We start from the raw sequence: 17,689 nt of genomic DNA on the forward strand, positions 1-17,689 counted from the left end.
CATGCCACAAAATCATGAGGGATCCATCATCTTTTGGGTGACATGCGGAAAGACCTCCCGCGCCACCGCCGCGAATTCCCCCTTCCCCAGCTTTCCGATGCCCCCAGGCAACGCACCCCAGAACTCCTCCCCCGTCACCTGCTCCATCTCCTCAAGATTCAAGCGCGTGGCGAGGTCCAGCTCCTCCGGCAGCGAGCCGCCCACCAGGCCTTTCACCGATAGTCCGCGGCGGCGGGCCGCCTCGACGGTAAGCTCCGCCGCATTGAGGCTGCCCAACCCCATCGACGTCACGACGACGAGCGGCGCGCCCAGGTCAGCCGCGATATCGGCAAGGGTGAGCTCATCGCCCAGGCGCACGAGCAGACCGCCAGCGCCCTCGACGAGGACGAGACGACCCGGCGCATCGAGCCCCTGAATCCAGGCAGCGAGCTCCGCCCGGTCCGGCTCGGCCATGCCCGCCCGGCGCGCGGAGAGGTTCGGCGCGAGCGGCTCGGGGTAGCGCACGAACTCCTTGGTCTCGAGCCCCGTGAGCCGGGCAACGGTGTTCGCATCCCCCTGTCCGTCGGGCTCGCCGGTCTGGATGGGCTTGGCCACGACGACGTCAACGCCGTCGCCCGCCGCAACACTCGCCAACGCCGCCGTGGCGATGGTTTTCCCGACGTCCGTATTCGTGCCGGTTACGCAGATAATCATGTCTTCTCCTAGTAGTTCCGCGCCGCGGCACACATGCCGCGGCAGATGGCCTGGACTTCTTCGGACGTCGCGATAAATGGCGGCATGGCGTAGATGAGCCGGCCAAAGGGGCGCAGCCACACACCTTCGTTCACCGTGGCCGCAGTCGCGCGTGTCATGTCGACGTCGCGGTCCATCTCAATCACTCCGATGGCGCCGAGCACCCGCACGTCCGCGATGCCGGGGATCTCCCACGCATTGTGCAACCCACGGCGCAGCCCCTCCTCTACGGCGGGAGCCTGCGTGCGCCAGTCCCCGTCGAGGATCATCTGCGTCGCTTCGGCCGCCACAGCACACGCGAGCGGATTCGCCATAAACGTCGGCCCATGCATGAGCGCGCGCGGCGCCATGCCCTCAGCCACCTTCGCGGTGGCCAGCGTCGCTGCAAGCGTCATGAACCCGCCTGTGAGCGCCTTGCCCAGGCATAAGATATCGGGCACGATACCGGCCGTTTGGGTGGTAAAAAGGTCACCAGCGCGCCCGAAACCGGTGGCGATTTCATCGGCGATGAGCACAATCCCCCGCCGGTCGCAGATTTCCCTCACTCCCGCGACGAGCTCGTGGTCGTGGAAGCGCATGCCGCCCGCACCCTGCACGACGGGCTCGATAATGACGGCCGCGATCGACCCATCAATAAAGGACTCGAACTCCCGCAGGTACGCGGCGCGCTCCTCGGCCGAGGCACCCCGCACGGGCGGCGCCGGCGCAAAGATCTGACGGGCGAGGATGCCCTCCCACATCGCATGCATGCCACCTTCCGGGTCGCACACACTCATCGCGCCGAAGGTGTCGCCGTGGTAGCCCGAGCGCCATGTCAAGAACTGTGTGCGCTCCGGATGTCCCGTGCCGCGCGCATATTGCAGCGCCATCTTGAGCGCGACCTCCACGCCCACCGAGCCGGAGTCCGAGTAGAAGACCTGCGCGAAGTCCCCGCGCGTGAGCGTCATGAGGTCCTCCGTCAACCGTGCCGCAGGTTCGTGCGTGAGCCCTCCGAACATGACGTGGCTCATCCGGTCAATCTGGCCTTTCGCCGCCGCAACGAGCCGCGGATGCGAATGCCCGTGGGCCGCGGCCCACCACGAGCTCATGGCATCGATGAGCCGCCGCCCATTCATGAGTTCCAGGTACACGCCTTCGGTGCGCGCGACGGGCAGAGCCGGCGCACCAGGCGCGGCGTAGGGGTGCCACATATGTTTAGAGTCCACGTCAAGGACAAATTGAACACTGTTCAAGTTTTTCATAAAAATAGGTCTACCACACGCCCGAATGGTGCATACTCAATATCCATGACCATAATTGAACGGCGTTCAAGAACGCGTATTCCGCTTACTTTGCCAGCCATCGCCGGTGTGGAAGCCTGGGAACGTTTCAGTTTCTACGGCATGCAGGCACTGCTCGCCTACTACCTCTATTCCACCGCCGCCGAGGGCGGCCTGGGCATGGATCAAGCGCAGGCCACCGCGCTCGTCGGTGCCTACGGTTCCGCGCTCTACCTGTGCACCTACGCCGGCGGCTGGGTAGCAGACCGCCTCCTCGGCGCGGAGAAAACCCTGCTTACCGGCGCAGCCCTCCTCATGGCCGGGCATCTTTCGCTCTCCCTCGTGCCCGGTTACGCCGGACTCATCGCGGGGCTTGTCCCCCTCGCGCTGGGCTCGGGTCTGCTCAAAACCGCAGCGATTACTATCCTCGGCGCCGCGTTCCCGCCTGAGGCAGGCAAGCGCGATGGCGCATTCCAGATCTTCTATCTCGGCATCAACGTCGGCGCGCTCCTAGGCCCCCTGCTCACCGGCTGGCTCGCCGAGTACCACGGATACCACGCAGGTTTTGCCGCGGCGGCCGGACTCATGGCAATCGGCTGCGTCTTTTATCTCTCCCTGCGCCGCCGCGCGCTTGCCTCGCTTGCCGATGCCCCCTTCATCCTCGCCCCCACCTCGCCCATCGCGCCGCGCCGCGCAGTGCTGGCTATCGCTGCTGTCGCAGCCCTTGTCCTCGGTGCCATCGCGCTCCTACCTCCCTCGCGCTTGGCACTCACGTTGCTCATTCTCACGGCGGGCACAGCACTCGCGCTTTTCATGCAGATGCTGCGCTCCCCGCAGGTTGACGCACCCGAGCGCCGCCGCGTCCTTGCCTTCATTCCGCTCTTCGCGTGCTCCACGGTCTACTGGGCACTGCAGTCGCAGATCTACGGCGTGCTCGCTGTCTATTCGCGCGAGCGTCTCGACCGCACCATCGGTTCCTTTGAGATCCCGGCCGCATGGACGCAGTCGCTCAACCCGTTCTACATTTTGGTCTTCACGCTGCCCATTGCGGCCATCATGGCGCGCTACCGCATGCCCGCCCGTCGCGTGCTCATGGGCGGCGGGCTTGCGCTCGCCGGCGCCGGAATGTTCCTGCTGCTGCCCTACTCGGGCGGCGGCACCGCGCCGTTTATCGCACTCGCCGGGTGCATCGCCACGCTGAGCCTGGGCGAGATGCTCATCGGACCGGTAGGCATGGCAGCCTCAGCGGCGCACGCCCCGCGCGCCTTCGCGACGCGCTTCTCAGCCCTCTACTTCCTCACGATGGCCATCGGCACCGCTCTTACCGGAACGATCTCCACGTTCTATTCGCTCGACCAGGAGACGGCGTACATCGTGGCCGTGGGCGCCGTACCCGTCATTCTTGGTCTGGCCGTGGCGCTAGCCCCTCGCGCACGCGGCTAAGCGCCTCGTCGACCGGCACGTCGTAGTCCAAGCCCTCTTCGACTCGGCGCTCAAGGCCCTGCTCCGCGAGGTAGTCGTCGAATAACTTATCGATGCTCATGGCTCGTGATCCTACCGCGCGTTAGGATATCTGGGTCATGTCCAAGTCCCCCTACGTTGTCGCTGCGCTCACCGCCGTTCTCATTGCGGTGACGCAGTTCTATCACGCGCCCACGCCGGAGCTGCCCGGCTCTAGCTCTGGTTCTGCCGCCGAGACCAAAGACACCAACGCCGCCACCGACACCACCGTCGAACTCGCCAGTCTCGACGCACTGACCGTCAAGGGTCGCGCGCCGAAGACCGGCTACGAACGCGAGCAGTTCGGTCAGCGCTGGTCGGACGATGTCACCGTCGAGTTCGGCCATAACGGCTGCGATACCCGCAACGACATCCTGCGCCGCGACCTCACAAATGTTGTCATTAAAGACAATACGCACGGGTGCGTGGTGCTCTCCGGCACATTGCACGACCCGTACTCGGGCACGGACATCGCATTCCAACGCGGAAAGTCCACATCCTCGGCAGTACAGATCGACCACGTCGTCCCGCTCGCGGATGCTTGGCAGAAAGGCGCGCAGACCTGGACGCCAGAGCAGCGCCGCAACTTCGCCAACGACCCGCGCAACCTGCTCGCCGTGAACGGACGCCTCAACCAGCAGAAGGGCGCGGGCGACGCCGCAACGTGGTTGCCGCCCAATAAGGCGTTCCGCTGCGACTACGCACAGCGCATCATCGACGTGAAGTCCACCTACGGATTATGGGTCACGCAGGCCGAACGCGACGCGCTCGCCCGCCAACTCGCACGCTGCGCTTAAGCTTTCGTCCATGAGCATCGGCCCTGCGCTCCCCCGTTAGAGGCCCCGCGAGCGCCCCACGATGTCGGCGCTCACCGGACGCCTCGGTTTCCCCTTCGAGGGCATCTTCCGCAATGCACAGGTCTACAAGGGACGCTCTCGCGACACCGCCTGGTTTTCCATCATCGACTCCGAATGGCCCGCGATTCGCGCCGGATTCGAACAGTGGCTCGACCCTGCCAACTTCGATGCCGAGGGGCACCAGCTGCGCGCTCTCGAAGAATGCCGCGGCACAACGCCCACCGCGCCCGCACAGCCGCACAAAAAATCCACCCACCGCGCCCAAGCGAGTCGGACGCGGGGATGGAGGAATGATGCGGTGCCTCATCGCACCGGAGAAGCCCTCAGAGCTACATGTTGCCCTCGATCTGGCGCTTAATTTCAGCGTAGGGGCCCTCGAGCTCAGAGCCGGACTGGGCACCGTAGACCTCGCTCGCGGTCTGCGGCTGGGACGGTGCCTGGGGCTTCGCCGAGCGCTTGGGGCGCGGCGAGGGGGTGGGGGCATCGGCAGCCTGCTCGGCCTGGGTGAGCGCATTGGTGGAGAGCAGGACGTCGCGCATGCCGCTGAAAAGCTCCGTCATACCGCCCGGGTTGGACGGCATATACAGGACGTTCGTGTGGGAGCGGTCCGCAACGTCGACCATCGCGTCGAGGTACTGCGAGACGAGCATAAGGGTCTCTGGGTTCTCCTCGACGCCGGCGGCACGCAGCAGCTCGTACTGGGCAGCAATACCTTCGACGATCTCCTTGCGCTGCTCTGCGACACCGCGGCCCTGGAGCTTGCGGGCCTCGGCGGCACCCTCGGCTTCCTTGACGACGCGAATCTTCTCGGCTTCTGCCTGGGCGATGGCGGCCTCGCGCTCGCGCTGCGCGGCGTTGATGGAGTTCATGGACTCACGGACGCGGGAGTCCGGGCGGATATCGGTGACCAGGGTGTTAACGAAGTTCCAGCCGTAGGCCGCCATGTTATCGCGCAGGGAGACCGCGACATTGCGGGCAATGGTGTCCTTGGACGAGAAGGACTCGTCGAGCCCCATGTTCGCGACGGAGGAACGGACGTTGTCCTGGACGTAGGCGATGATCTGCTGCTCGTGGTTGGAGAGCATGTAGTACGCCTCGCGCTCGCGGCCCTCGACGACCTGGTACTGGACGGCGACGGGGATCTGGACGAAGACGTTGTCTTGCGTCTTGGTCTCCACCATGACATCAAGCTGGCGGACCTTCAAGTTGATCTTGTCGCGGACGCGGTCGATGTAAGGAATCTTGAGATTGAGACCCGCGTGGGCGACGCGCTGGAATTTACCCAGGCGCTCAATGATGGCGGCTTCGCGCGTGCGCACGACCACGAAGCCGTCGAGAATGGTGGCGATGATGATCAGAGCAAAGATCACACCGACAATGGCACCGAACATGAAAGAGCTCCTTCGTAGTGAGAGGGGTTATCACTACATAGGGTGCCATAACTACGGGCCTCATGCTCGTCCGAAAGACGTAACAACTCAGTGAAGATTCTGCGGCATCCGGCTCGCAGTTTTATCGGCTACGGTCGATAAACTCGCAGTTTTATAGGATGCAGTCGATAAAAATGCGCGTCTTTAGTGGTCGTCCGCCAGCCGCAGGAGCTCGGTGAAGATGGCCTCGCCGTCCACGCGGATGCCGTTGTGCTGGTACTTATTCGTCACGTGCGGGCGCAGGTCGCGGTAGAGGCGTGCGGTGTGCATCGATTCCTCGAAGGGCACGAAAATGTCGTCGAGGTAGACGGCCGCCGCAGCAATGGCGGGCGCGTCCTTGAGGACCTCCGGGTCGTAGGGGCTGGACTCCCACGGGTGCTGAGCAAGCTGTTCTGCAGCAGCCTTGAGCGGGCGTAGCGCAGGATCCTCGTCGAACTGCCAGGGGTAAATGTGCTCGCCGGTGAGCCACGTTCCGTCTTCGGCGAACTCGTCGAATTCCTCGCGGACGCGGTGCGCCGCCCAGTTCGTGGGCGTGGAGCCGACGACGCCGCCGTAGATGGACTCGTGAATAGCTGCATAGAGCGGGCCGCCTTGAAAGGACACGCGCTGGCCGACGTCCTGCAGGAAATCCGAGCGCAGGCGCTTTTCCCCACGCACCGTGCGGAAAGGCTCCTCGAGGAGGAACGCGAGCGTATCGAAGCCGGCGCCTCGGCCGAGCTCAATGCCGATGGTGCGGAAGCGACGGGAGGACAGACGCTCGCCCGTGGGCACAGTCTCCTCGTGGTTGTCGAGATGGTCGATAATCTCCTCGATACGCTGCTGCGCCCAAGGAATTTCGCGGAAGAACTGGCTCTCGCGGGCACGCAGCTTCGTATACGTCGCGCGGTACAGGTCGTCGGCGCCCAAGCGCGTGGTGGGCAGGCCTCCGGTGAGGAAGGCGCGCTCAACGGATTCGGGGAACATGGACAGGTAGGCGGTGATGATAAAACCGCCGAAGGACTGGCCGTAGAGCGACCACTTCTTCAAGCCCAGGTGCTCGCGGACGCGCTCGGCGTCGCGCACGATGTTGTCTTGGCGCAGGAGATGAAGCTTGTTGAAGTCGGCGGCATCGGAAAGCTCGTCAATGCGATGCGAGCGGCCGGTGCCACGCTGGTCGAACAAAATCCAGCGGTAGCGCGTGAGCCCCGCCTTAAGCAGCCCGCCGAGACCGGCGGCGGGGCGCTCGGCCGGAAAGCCTGGGCCGCCCTGCATGTAGACGAGCGCGGGATAATTCTCGCCGCCAGGCGGGATGATCTCGCGGGCGAAAACGTCCAAGGTCCCGCTCTCGGGATTGGAGTAATCCCACGGGACCGTGACGTGATGTTCTTTGAATTCGTGACCAAAGCGCTTCATGCGCTCCAGGCTAGTAGACCGTGAAACCCTTCTCGCGGAAGACGTCGCGGATCTTCTCCATCTCGTCGACTGCGGGCGGCTTAACGTCCTCGAGCTTGTAGTCCATGCCCAGCTCGTGCCACTTATCCTTGCCCATGTTGTGGAACGGGAGGACCTCGACGCGCTCGACGTTGCCCTTCCAGCGGGCCACGATATTCGCGACGTTGGCGACGTTTTCCGGGGAGTCAGTCAGACCCGGCACGACGACGAAGCGGATCCACACCTTCTTGCCCATGCGGTGCAGCTTGTCACCGAAGTCGATGGTGGGCTGCAGCTCGCGAGCGGTGACCTTCTTGTAGGTCTCCTCGTCACCCGACTTCACGTCGAGGAGGAAGAGATCGATATTGTCGATATCCTCGTCGCGCAGGCGCGCGCCGAAGAAGCCGGAGGTATCGATCGCGGTGTGAATGCCAGCGTCATGTACTTCCTTGAGCACGCGGCGGGTAAAGGCAATCTGGAACAGCGGCTCGCCGCCGGAGATGGTCAGTCCGCCGCCGGAGGCGTTGAATATGGGCTTGTAGCGCTTGATTCGCTTGACCACGTCTTCGATGGTCTCCAGAGCGCCAGTCTTCATCTCCATGGTGTCGGGGTTGTGGCAATACAGGCAGCGCAGAGGGCAGCCGGACATGAACATGGTCATGCGCGTGCCAGGGCCGTCGACGGCCGTGACGAGCTCCCACGAGTGAATGAGTGCGATATCGCCGGTGCGACGGGCTTCCATAAGCTCCGGGCGCGTGATTTCGTCCAAGTGGTTATCAGAGCCGAGGCCGCCCGCGACGCCGCGGACTTTCTCGCCGACTTCCGGCTCGAGGTGAACGACGCCGGTTACGCCATCTGCCATTGCTCAATGCTCCTTGCGAATAGTCCAATGCGGCCGCAGGCTCCGTGGGAGCCGACGACCGCTACTGGATAAGTGAGTGTTACTAGCTGCCCTGGTGGAAGGTACGCGAGATAACATCCAGCTGCTGCTCGCGGGTGAGCTTGACGAAGTTCACGGCGTAGCCAGAGACGCGAACGGTGAGGTTCGGGTACTTCTCCGGGTGTTCCACAGCATCCTCGAGGGTGGACTTGTCCAGCACGTTGATGTTGGCATGGTACAGACCCGAGTTCATGTTGTGCTCGTCGCGCTGTGCCTTCATGTCGGCCAGGCGCTCTTCGAAGGTGTGGGTTGCCATTGTGTATGTCTCCTGAAATGTGGTGAGTGGTTGGGGTGCCGCGGCCGAGCTGGCCGCGGCAAGGATGGGGGGTTCGGACTACTCCGCGTTGTCCATAATGAAGCCGGAGTCCAGGACGCCCACCAGGTTGGTGATGCGCTCCTCAGGCGTGCGGCCCAGGCCGGTCGGGGTAATCGTGTTGGTGAGCGAGATGCCGTCCAGTGCGTCCTGGTAGTCCAGCTTGCCCACGGACAGCATGGAGGCGACCATGCCGTGGGAGTCGGCACCGTTCTCCGGGTTAGCGCCCGGCGCGAACGGGGTACCAGCCTTGTGGCCGGACGGGAAGGAACCGGTGGCCTTGCCGTAGACCACGTTGGAGGTAATGGTCAGGACGGACTGGGTCGGGATGGCGTTGCGGTACATCGGGATGGCCTTAATCTTGTCCATCACGGTGTGGACCACGGTGGCGGCGATGTCATCCGCGCGGTCATCGTCGTTGCCGTAGAACGGGAACTCGCCCTCGGTGCGGTAGTCGACAACCAGGCCGGTCTCGTCGCGGACCGGGTAGACCTTGGCGTACTTGATGGCGGAGAGGGAGTCGGCCACGATGGACAGACCGGCGATGCCGCAGCCCATGGAGCGGACGATGTCCGAGTCGTGCAGAGCCATCTCGACTGCTTCGTACGCGTACTTATCGTGCGAGTAATGGATGATGTTGAGGGCCTCAACGTAGGTGCCGATGACCCAGTCGAGCATGTCCTCGTACTTTGCCCAGACCTCTTCGAAGTCGAGCGGGCCGTCGCCTTGGATGGGCTCGTAGCCGGTCATGATCTGCTTGCCCGTGACCTCGTCGCGGCCACCGTTGATGGCGTAGAGGAGGGACTTTGCAGCGTTGACGCGAGCGCCGAAGAACTGCATCTGCTTACCAACGCGCATCGGGGACACGCAGCACGCGATGGCGGCGTCGTCGCCCCACTGCTCACGAATCTGGCGGTCGGACTCGTACTGGATGGACGAGGTCTCAATCGAGATATGAGCACAGAACTTCTTGTAGCCCTCAGGCAGCTTCGGGTCCCAGAAGATGGTGATGTTCGGCTCTGGGGACGGGCCCAGGTTGACCAGAGTCTGCAGGAGGCGGAAGGAGGTCTTGGTGACCATGTGGCGGCCGTCGTCGCCGAAGCCGGCGTCAGACCAGGTTGCCCAGTACGGGTCGCCCGAGAAGATCTGGTCGTAATCCTCGGTACGCAGGAAACGGACGATGCGCAGCTTCATGACGAGGGAGTCGATGATCTCCTGGGCCTCGGACTCGGTAAGGATGCCACGAGCGAAGTCGCGCTCGAAGTAGGAGTCGAAGAATGCAGACAGGCGGCCGATGGACATGGCAGCGCCATCCTGGGACTTAATGGAGGCCAGGTAGCCGAAGTAGGTCCACTGAACAGCCTCATGAGCGGTGGAAGCCGGGCCGGAGATATCGAAGCCGTAGGACTCAGCCATCTTCTTCAGCTTCTTCAGAGCCTTGATCTGCTCTGCGTGCTCCTCACGGTAGCGTGCCCAGTGCTCAGAGAAGCCCAGGTCTGCCACGGCGTCCTTGGAACGCTGCTTTTCCTCGATGAGGTAGTCGACGCCGTAGAGGGCGACGCGGCGGTAGTCACCGATGATGCGGCCGCGGCCGTAGGCGTCCGGCAGGCCGGTGATGATGTGCGAGGAACGAGCGGCACGAATGCGCGGGGTGTAGATATCGAAGACTGCGTCGTTGTGGGTCTTGCGGTAGCGCGTGAAGATTTCCTTCACGGCCGGGTCGTATTCCTTGCCGGCTTCCTTGATGGCCTGCTCGACCATGCGCCAGCCGCCGAACGGCATCATGGCGCGCTTGAGCGGCGTATCCGTCTGCAGACCGACGATGACGTTGTCGTCTTCACAGATGTAGCCAGCCGGGAAAGCGTCAATATCGCTGGCGGTGTGGGTATCGACATCAAAGATGCGCTTCTTGCGCTCGATGGAGAGGTAGTTCTTCTCCAAGTAATCGAAGGTACGCATGGTCTTCTCGGTGGGGCCTTCGAGGAACGAAGCGTCGCCATCGTACGGAGTGTAGTTGCGCTGCACGAAGTCGCGGACGTCGATTCCTTCGGTCCACGGTCCCGGGTTGAAACCTTCCCAGGCGGTAAACTGCAGCGGCTCGGTTGCGGTGGTCACGAGGCGTGACTCCCTTCTGTTTCGACGTTTTTAAGGGCTCGCCGTTTTACTTCAACCGGCAGTGCCCTGACACGCTCGAATTTACCCGCGCACCTGCTTGTTTCCTACCTCAGTCCTGGGTCACAAAGAGACCAATACCACAAGTTTTTCCGTGCTTACTGCTCAGCGAATTCATATAAAACGGCCGTTCCGTATCTATCGGGGGCAAATTACCCCCATCGCCCCCGGTGCTGAAGCGGTTCAGATTGGTATGTTCAGACTTCGCTCACGTCACGCGACTAGGCTTCCGCACTGCGCACCGGCTACTTTTATTCGCATGACTTCTTCTCCGCTTCCTCCCCCAGACACGGCGAAAACTGTGACCTCCCGTCCCACCAACGCTGTCGATGCCGTCCCTCCTGCGCCCAAGCTCGCCGCGCTCGGCCTCCAGCACGTCCTCGCGTTCTACGCCGGCGCCGTCATCGTTCCTCTCCTCATTGCGGGCTCGCTCAATCTCGACACCGCGACGACCATCCACCTCATCAACGCTGACCTGCTCACCTGTGGTCTGGCGACCCTTATCCAATCGGCGGGCATCGGCAAGCACGTGGGTGTGCGTCTGCCCATCATCCAAGGCGTGACCACCACGGCGGTCTCCCCCATCATCGCCATTGGCCTGGGTGCGACAAACGGAGAAGGCGGCACCGCCTCCCTGCCCACCATCTATGGCGCCATCATCGTCGCGGGTCTGTTCACCTTCTTCGCCGCTCCTGTCTTTGGCAAGGTGTTGCGCTTCTTCCCGTCTATCGTCACCGGCACGGTGCTCCTCGTCATGGGCACATCGCTGCTCGCGGTCTCCGCCAACGACTTCATCAACTACGCGGAAGGCGTGCCGGCCACCCGCGACCTCCTCTACGGCTTCGGCACCCTCGCCGTCATCGTCCTTGTCCAGCGCTTCTTCCGCGGCTTCCTGGGTACGCTCTCTGTTCTCATCGGCCTCGTGCTCGGCACTGCCGTCGCCCTCGCGCTGGGCGATGCCTCCTTTGCCGAGGTCGCCACCGCCGACGCGTTTGGCATCACCACGCCCTTCTACTTCGGCATTCCGAAGTTCGACCTCGTCGCCATCTTCTCCCTCATCATCGTCATGATTATCACCATGGTCGAGACCACTGGCGACGTCTTCGCCACCGGCGAAATCGTCAAGAAACGCATTCGCCGCGACGACGTCGTGCGCGCCATCCGGGCTGACGGCGTATCCACCGTCCTCGGCGGTGTCATGAACTCTTTCCCGTACACCTGCTTCGCCCAAAACGTCGGCCTCGTGCGGCTTACTGGCGTCAAGTCGCGCTGGGTGGCCGTCGCCGCCGCAGGCTTCATGATTCTCCTCGGCTTGCTTCCCAAGGCCGGCGCCATCGTCGCCGCCATCCCCTCGCCGGTCCTCGGCGGCGCCTCGCTCGCGCTGTTTGCCAACGTCGCCTGGGTCGGCCTGCAGACCATCGCCAAGTCGGACCTCTCTGACGGCCGCAACGCCGCTATCGTCACCACTGCCCTCGGCCTGGCCATGCTCGTCACCTTCAAGCCGGATATCGCGGCCGCCTTCCCGAACTGGGCACAGACCTTCGTCTCCTCCGGCATGTCCATCGGCGCGCTCACGGCCATCGTGCTCAATCTCCTCTTCTTCCACCTCGGCCGCCAGTCCGGCTCCGACGTCTCGCGCGCGACGGGCACCGGCGTTTCTCTCGACGAGCTCAACACCATGGAACGCGACGATTTCGTCGCAGCCCTGCGCCCCCTCTTCAACAACGAGACGTGGCCGCTGGAGACCGCCTGGGAAGCCCGCCCCTTCGCCGACATCAACGAGCTGCGCGCGGCCATCCAGATCGCGGTGCTCACCGCTCCTTCGAAGCGCCGCGAGGCGCTTATCCACGATTACCCCGCCATGGACGACCTCCTCCTGCGCCCGCAGGACGTCGCCACGGCCGACCGCGGCTCCATTGGCTTGGCCGAGCTTGACGATGTCCAGTCGGAGAAGTTGCAGGAGCTCTCCGCCGCCTATCGCTCGCGCTTTGGGCTGCCCTTCGTGGCGTATCTCGACACCACCGACACGGTCGAGCGCGTCCTTGACGCGGGCGTGCGCCGTCTCGCCAACTCCGAAGAACAGGAACGCCGCGTGGCGCTGAGCGAAATCGTAGAAATCGCCAACGACCGCTTCGATTTGCTGCTCGCCGACGCCAACCCCGTGCGCTCGGCGTGGGACCGCAAGTTCACGGAAATCGACTAGCAACGCCGAGCTCGCCATCCGCGCCCCGCGAGCCTGGCTTTGGGTTTATGGCGTTTCGAAGCGTGTACCGCACCACCAACCGCCATAAACCCAAAGCTGGCCGCAGACGCGCGAAGGGCCGGCCTCGTTCGATACGGGGCCGGCCCTTTTATTGTGCGCCCGGGGAGAATCGAACTCCCACGTCCTAAGACACTAGAACCTAAATCTAGCGCGTCTGCCAATTCCGCCACGGGCGCGTGCGGGATAAAGCTTAGCAAGTGGGCTGGGCGAGGAGTTAATGCGCGGGGTTAGAAAATTGGGGCACGGGGTGGGTAGGCTATGACGAGTGAGCAGCAAGGAACCGCGTAAACGTCAAAAGATCAAGGTCAAGTGGTGGCACATCCTCTTGATCGCGTTCTTCGTGGTGACGTTCTTGTTCCTCGCGTGGTGGCAGTGGACGCGTTTCCAGTCCGGCTCCGGCACGTTTCAGAACCTGGGCTATGCCTTCCAGTGGCCACTGTTCGCCGTCTTCGTGGTCTACGCCTACCGCACAGCGCTCAAGTACGAAAACGAGCGCATCGACGCCGAGAACGCGGCGGCCGCCGACGGCGACGAGAACTACCAGTATGTCTCCGAGCGCGAAGCGCCGAAACATACGATGACCGCCATCGACGAGGACTTTTTGCCCTCCCGTCCCCAGATGGACGTCGAGGAATTTAACGCCTTGAATGTCCAGCGCCGTGAGCGCCCTTCAACCCGCAACGAAAGTGAAAGCAATGACTAACCAGCCCGCGCAGCACCACCCCGAACGCCAGGCACGCGTGAAGACCGCCCTGAACATCTTCTCCGTCTTCGCCTGGGTCACCGGTGTCTTCCTGCTCGCCCTCGTTGTCCGCATGGTGTGCCAGTACATTCTGAAGCTCGACATCCCGGAGTGGGCCACGTGGATCGCTATCGCCCACGGCTGGGTCTACGTCTGCTATCTGCTCTCCGTGCTCAACCTGGGCACCAAGGCACTGTGGCCTTTCCCGAAGATGCTCGGCACCGCCCTCGCCGGCGTTGTGCCTTTCTTCTCCTTCTTCATGGAAGCCAAGCGCCGCAAGGAAGTCATCGCAGCGTTCAGCCTTTAAGAAGCATAAAAAATCGCCGGTCCCCACGCGGGATCGGCGATTTTTTATGCGGACGTGGCGAGCTCCGCGATGTGAGGCACGAGCTGCTCGAGCGCGCGGTGGCGGTGCGAGACAGCGTTCTTTTCGGCGGGGGTCATCTCGGCCGAGGAGCGCTCCTCCCCTTCCGGCTGGAAGAGTGGGTCGTAGCCGAAGCCATTTTCGCCGTGGCGCTCGCGCAGGAGCATGCCCGGCCAGCGACCTTCGGCGAGGAATTCCTGACCATCCGGCGTGACGAGCGCGCACGTGGACACGAAGGCGGCGGCGCGGCGCTCATCCGGCACGTGCGCCATCTGTGCGAGCAGAAGGTCGTTATTCGCCTCGTCGTTGCCGTGGGTGCCGGACCAACGCGCGGAGAGCACTCCCGGCATGCCGTTGAGCTCTTCGACGGCGATGCCGGAGTCATCTGCAATGGTGGCCAAGCCCGTGTGGGTGACGCCGGCGCGTGCCTTGATGAGCGCGTTGTCGGCGAAGGTGCGACCGTCCTCGACCGGCTCCTCGTACGCCTCCACCGCGGACAGCGGGAGGAGTTCGACACCGACGATGCCAGCCTCGGCGAGGATGGTCTCGAGCTCGCCCAGTTTCTTCTTGTTATTCGATGCGACGAGAATCTGCATGTGAAGTCCCAGTCCTAGTTCCAGCCGAGCGCTGCCTTCTGGGCCTCGATAAGCTCGTAGCAGCCCTTCTCCGCGAGATCGAGCATCTGGTTCAGCTCAGTGCGGCCGAAAAGTCCGTGCTCGCCGGTGCCCTGAATCTCCACGAAATTGCCGGAGGAGGCCATGACGACGTTGAGGTCGACCTCGGCGCGGGAGTCCTCTTCGTAGGGCAGGTCGAGTGACGGGCGACCGTCAATGATGCCCACGGAGACCGCGGCAATGGGGTCGAGCAGCGGCTCGCCGGGAACGACGCCTGCTTCCTTGAGGTGTGCGACGGCATCAGCCAGCGCGACATAGGCGCCGGTGATGGAGGCGGTGCGGGTGCCGCCATCGGCCTGGAGGACGTCGCAGTCGAGCTGGATGGTGTTCTCACCCAGCTCGCGCAGGTCCACGGCGGCGCGCAGGGAGCGGCCGACGAGACGGGAGATTTCATGCGTGCGGCCCTTGACCTTGCCCTTCATGGACTCGCGCGGCATGCGCTCGTGCGTTGCGGACGGCAGCATGGAGTACTCGGCAGTAAGCCAGCCTTCGCCGGAGTCCTTCTTAAAGCGCGGGACGCCAAATTCGACGGACGCGGTGCACATGACGCGGGTGTTGCCGAACTCGACGAGGACGGAGCCTGCCGGGTTGGTCGTGAAATTGCGGGTGATGCGAACAGGGCGCAGCTCATCGAGCGCGCGGCCATCGAAGCGAATGAAGTCAGACATGGGCTCTAGCGTACTAGAGCTCAAACTCCATGTCGGGAGCGCCAACGACGATCTCTCCATCGAACTCGGCGTGGGCCGCAGCCACGGTGGCTTCGCGGTCGCCCCACGGCTGGAGGTGGACGAGCACAAGCTTCTGCACACCGGCGAGTGTCGCGAGACGCCCTGCCTCGCCACCAGACATGTGCATATTCGGCGCCATGCCCTCCGAGGTTTCGCCCCAGCCCGCCTCGCAGAGGAAGATATCCGCATCCTGGGCGGCCGGAATGAGATCCTCGGTAAATGCGGAGTCTCCGGAGTATGCGATAACGCGGCCCGACTTCGCGTGCTCCACGCGCAGTGCGAACGTCTCGATGGGGTGGATGGTGCGGTACGGCGTCATGTAGACCTCGTCAACGAGCTGGCGCTCGCCCTGGCGCCAGCTGTCGAAAGCGAAGGTATCCGAGAAATCGTCGACCTTATCCGGCACGTCTGCGGACAGGCGGCCGAGGTGCACCGGAGTGGCGGCCGGGCCCAAGCACAGGTTGCGCGCGGCGGCCGGGGCCGTGGGATGGAAGCGACGCCAGACCATGAGCGACGGGAAATCCATGCAGTGGTCAGCATGGAGGTGGCTAAAGGTCACGTGAGCGTCACACGGATCCTGGTGTTTCTGCAGCTGTGCGAGCGTCCCCGGGCCCATGTCCATGACGATGGACGGGGCGTTATCGAAGGACACGAGGTAGCCTGACGCCGGATTAGCAGGCGTGGGCACAGAGCCGGAACAACCAAGAATGGTCAACTTCATGGGTATATCGTTGCATGAAAGTACCCAAAAGTCAGGCAATCGTCACTCGATTGCGAGAAACTTCTGGGTTATCCCTGAATGTGGTTGAATTCACCGGGGCCGCGGCCGAGGAAGCGCACGGCGAGCTTATCAAAGAGCTCCGGTGCACCAGTGGACTCGAAGACGCGGGTGGGTGGCTCGGTGTTCGCGCGCAGCATATCGGACTCCGTGAGCACCTTGAGCACGTCCTTCGCGGTTTCCTCTGCAGAGGAGACGAGCGTGACATTGTCCCCCATCGCGAGCTGGATGACACCGGAGAGCAACGGGTAGTGCGTGCAGCCGAGTACGAGCGTGTCGACGCCCTCGGCCTGCAGCGGCGCGAGATAGTTTTCCGCCACGCCCAGAATCTGGCGGCCGGAGGTAATGCCGCGCTCCACGAAGGGCACGAAGTCCGGGCACGCGGTGGCGAAGGCCTGGATGCCCGGATTGACCGCGAAGAGGTCCTGGTACGCGCCAGAGTTCACGGTTCCTTGCGTGCCAATCACACCCACCTTGCCGTTGCGGGTTGTCGCCATCGCACGGCGTACAGCAGGACGGATGACCTCGACAACGGGTACGTCATAGCGCTCGCGTGCGTCGTGCAGGAACGCCGCCGTTGCCGTATTACATGCAATGACGATCATCTTGCAGCCGCGCTCCACGAGCTCGTCCGCGATGTTCTGAGAGAACTGGCGCACCTCGGCAATGGGGCGTGGGCCGTACGGACCGTGAAGAGTATCGCCGATGTAGTGGATGGACTCGTGAGGCAGCTGGTCCATGATCGTGCGGGCCACGGTGAGCCCACCCAAACCAGAATCAAAGACGCCGATGGGAGCGTCTGCAGCAGGAGAACTCAACGCAGTTCCTGCTTTCGCGAACCAGACAGAGCCCTGACCGGATCATCGGAGGTAATGGTCATGCCGGCGAGAATGCCGCCGATGGCGCCGAAGAGGTGGCCCTGCCAGCTCACGCCCTCGTAGACAGGCAGCACGCCCCAGATAAGACCGGAGTAGGCGAAGGCCAACACAACGCCGGTGAAGAACTGCACGAGCGAACGGTTAAACACACCGCGCACGATGAGGTACGCGAGCCAACCATAGACCATGCCTGAGGCGCCAATGTGCAAGGTACCCGGCCCGCCAAAGAGCCACGTACCCACGCCAGCGACGAGCAGAACGATAGCGGAAACCTCCCAGAACGCGCGGCGTCCGGACAAGCCCACGATGAAACAGAAGATGGCGCCCGGAATGGAATTACCCATGAGGTGCTCGAAGTTGGCGTGAAGGAAGGGCGCGAAGAAGATGCCCCAGATACCGGAAAAGTCGAGCGGGCGGATGCCGAAGTAGCCCAGGTTTCCGCCGAAGATGAAGGCGTTGATGATGTGCACGCCCCACTCGATGACGAGGTAGCCAATAGCAAACGTCAGGCCTGCACGGATGCGTCCGCTGCCCGTGTAATTCTTCGAATCACCAGAATTCCGGCGCGGGGCGGGCGCGCCGCCGGGCCGGTACTGGTAATTCTGCATTCCGCCATAAGTCATAATGCGACCTACTTTAGCGCGGCGGG

Annotated in this window: 18 protein-coding genes and 1 tRNA gene; 5 read left to right on the plus strand and 14 right to left on the minus strand. The window is 63.4% G+C overall.

The genetic code is table 11. The annotated features are described in order from the left end of the window. Positions 1-12: 12 nt before the first annotated feature. Together bioD and ABJ196_RS05610 are read right to left on the minus strand one after the other, a co-directional pair. Positions 13-693: a dethiobiotin synthase gene (gene bioD, locus ABJ196_RS05605; RefSeq protein WP_347305585.1), complete on the minus strand. Its 681-nt coding sequence runs from the start codon at positions 691-693 to the stop codon at positions 13-15. Positions 694-701: 8 nt separating this feature from the next. Further along, positions 702-1,973, minus strand: a complete 1,272-nt coding sequence (locus ABJ196_RS05610; RefSeq protein ID WP_347305586.1) for an adenosylmethionine--8-amino-7-oxononanoate transaminase — start codon at positions 1,971-1,973, stop codon at positions 702-704. Positions 1,974-2,018: 45 nt separating this feature from the next. Here ABJ196_RS05610 and ABJ196_RS05615 point away from each other — a divergent pair, with 45 nt between their 5' ends. Beyond that, positions 2,019-3,434: an oligopeptide:H+ symporter gene (locus ABJ196_RS05615; RefSeq protein ID WP_347305587.1), complete on the plus strand. Its 1,416-nt coding sequence runs from the start codon at positions 2,019-2,021 to the stop codon at positions 3,432-3,434. On the opposite strand, the gene ABJ196_RS05620 is transcribed toward ABJ196_RS05615, so the two are convergent. Beyond that, the gene (locus ABJ196_RS05620) at positions 3,388-3,534 is read right to left on the minus strand and encodes a hypothetical protein (protein ID WP_181734592.1); all 147 of its coding nucleotides are present in this window, start codon (positions 3,532-3,534) and stop codon (positions 3,388-3,390) included. The two genes, ABJ196_RS05615 and ABJ196_RS05620, sit on opposite strands and share 47 nt — an antisense overlap. An 82-nt stretch (positions 3,535-3,616) precedes the next feature. Between ABJ196_RS05620 and ABJ196_RS05625 the strand changes: the two genes are divergently transcribed. Further along, positions 3,617-4,288 carry an HNH endonuclease family protein gene (locus tag ABJ196_RS05625; protein WP_347305617.1) on the plus strand — a complete coding sequence of 224 codons (672 nt, stop codon included), beginning with the start codon at positions 3,617-3,619 and terminating at the stop codon, positions 4,286-4,288. A 389-nt stretch (positions 4,289-4,677) separates the two neighbouring features. Here ABJ196_RS05625 and ABJ196_RS05630 read toward each other — a convergent pair whose 3' ends face one another. The 5 genes from ABJ196_RS05630 to pflB all read right to left on the minus strand — a co-directional run bounded on the left by ABJ196_RS05630 (position 4,678) and on the right by pflB (position 10,556). After that, positions 4,678-5,739 carry an SPFH domain-containing protein gene (locus ABJ196_RS05630; protein WP_347305588.1) on the minus strand — a complete coding sequence of 354 codons (1,062 nt, stop codon included), beginning with the start codon at positions 5,737-5,739 and terminating at the stop codon, positions 4,678-4,680. 183 nt (positions 5,740-5,922) lie between these two features. Next, entirely contained in the window at positions 5,923-7,170 is a 1,248-nt protein-coding gene (locus ABJ196_RS05635) for an alpha/beta fold hydrolase (protein ID WP_347305589.1), read from the minus strand. Positions 7,171-7,180: 10 nt separating this feature from the next. Beyond that, on the minus strand, positions 7,181-8,050 hold the full coding sequence (pflA, locus tag ABJ196_RS05640) for a pyruvate formate-lyase-activating protein (protein WP_347305590.1): 870 nt from the start codon (positions 8,048-8,050) through the stop codon (positions 7,181-7,183). 82 nt (positions 8,051-8,132) lie between these two features. Continuing rightward, the gene (grcA2, locus tag ABJ196_RS05645; protein ID WP_347305618.1) at positions 8,133-8,450 is read right to left on the minus strand and encodes an autonomous glycyl radical cofactor GrcA2; all 318 of its coding nucleotides are present in this window, start codon (positions 8,448-8,450) and stop codon (positions 8,133-8,135) included. A gap of 12 nt (positions 8,451-8,462) precedes the next feature. Then, the gene (pflB, locus tag ABJ196_RS05650; protein ID WP_066491537.1) at positions 8,463-10,556 is read right to left on the minus strand and encodes a formate C-acetyltransferase; all 2,094 of its coding nucleotides are present in this window, start codon (positions 10,554-10,556) and stop codon (positions 8,463-8,465) included. A 358-nt stretch (positions 10,557-10,914) separates the two neighbouring features. Between pflB and ABJ196_RS05655 the strand changes: the two genes are divergently transcribed. Then, positions 10,915-12,816, plus strand: coding sequence for a solute carrier family 23 protein (locus ABJ196_RS05655; protein WP_347305619.1), 1,902 nt, complete (start codon positions 10,915-10,917; stop codon positions 12,814-12,816). 154 nt (positions 12,817-12,970) lie between these two features. Here the strand turns inward: ABJ196_RS05655 and ABJ196_RS05660 are convergent. Further along, positions 12,971-13,052: transfer RNA gene (locus ABJ196_RS05660), tRNA-Leu, on the minus strand. 89 nt (positions 13,053-13,141) lie between these two features. Between ABJ196_RS05660 and ABJ196_RS05665 the strand changes: the two genes are divergently transcribed. Together ABJ196_RS05665 and ABJ196_RS05670 are read left to right on the plus strand one after the other, a co-directional pair. Next, a complete protein-coding gene (locus ABJ196_RS05665) occupies positions 13,142-13,579 on the plus strand; it encodes a hypothetical protein (RefSeq protein WP_347305591.1) in 438 nt (145 codons plus the stop codon). Next, complete coding sequence (locus ABJ196_RS05670) at positions 13,572-13,925, plus strand: DUF3817 domain-containing protein (RefSeq protein ID WP_257036264.1); 354 nt, start codon at positions 13,572-13,574, stop codon at positions 13,923-13,925. The genes ABJ196_RS05665 and ABJ196_RS05670 overlap by 8 nt, the downstream gene beginning before the upstream one ends. Before the next feature lie 44 nt (positions 13,926-13,969). Here ABJ196_RS05670 and rdgB read toward each other — a convergent pair whose 3' ends face one another. From rdgB to ABJ196_RS05695, 5 genes are all read right to left on the minus strand, one after another. After that, entirely contained in the window at positions 13,970-14,578 is a 609-nt protein-coding gene (gene rdgB, locus ABJ196_RS05675) for an RdgB/HAM1 family non-canonical purine NTP pyrophosphatase (RefSeq protein WP_303938157.1), read from the minus strand. 14 nt (positions 14,579-14,592) lie between these two features. Beyond that, positions 14,593-15,324, minus strand: coding sequence for a ribonuclease PH (gene rph, locus ABJ196_RS05680; protein ID WP_303938159.1), 732 nt, complete (start codon positions 15,322-15,324; stop codon positions 14,593-14,595). 13 nt (positions 15,325-15,337) lie between these two features. Next, positions 15,338-16,105: an MBL fold metallo-hydrolase gene (locus ABJ196_RS05685; protein WP_347305592.1), complete on the minus strand. Its 768-nt coding sequence runs from the start codon at positions 16,103-16,105 to the stop codon at positions 15,338-15,340. Positions 16,106-16,173: 68 nt separating this feature from the next. Next, entirely contained in the window at positions 16,174-16,980 is an 807-nt protein-coding gene (murI, locus tag ABJ196_RS05690) for a glutamate racemase (protein ID WP_347305593.1), read from the minus strand. Further along, entirely contained in the window at positions 16,977-17,663 is a 687-nt protein-coding gene (locus ABJ196_RS05695) for a rhomboid family intramembrane serine protease (protein ID WP_347305594.1), read from the minus strand. The genes murI and ABJ196_RS05695 overlap by 4 nt, the downstream gene beginning before the upstream one ends. Between the last annotated feature and the right edge of the window lie 26 nt (positions 17,664-17,689).

Origin of the sequence: Corynebacterium sp. SA-MJD20WY100, from assembly GCF_039822565.1 — a bacterium.
Classification (GTDB): Bacteria; Actinomycetota; Actinomycetes; order Mycobacteriales; family Mycobacteriaceae; genus Corynebacterium; species Corynebacterium phoceense_A.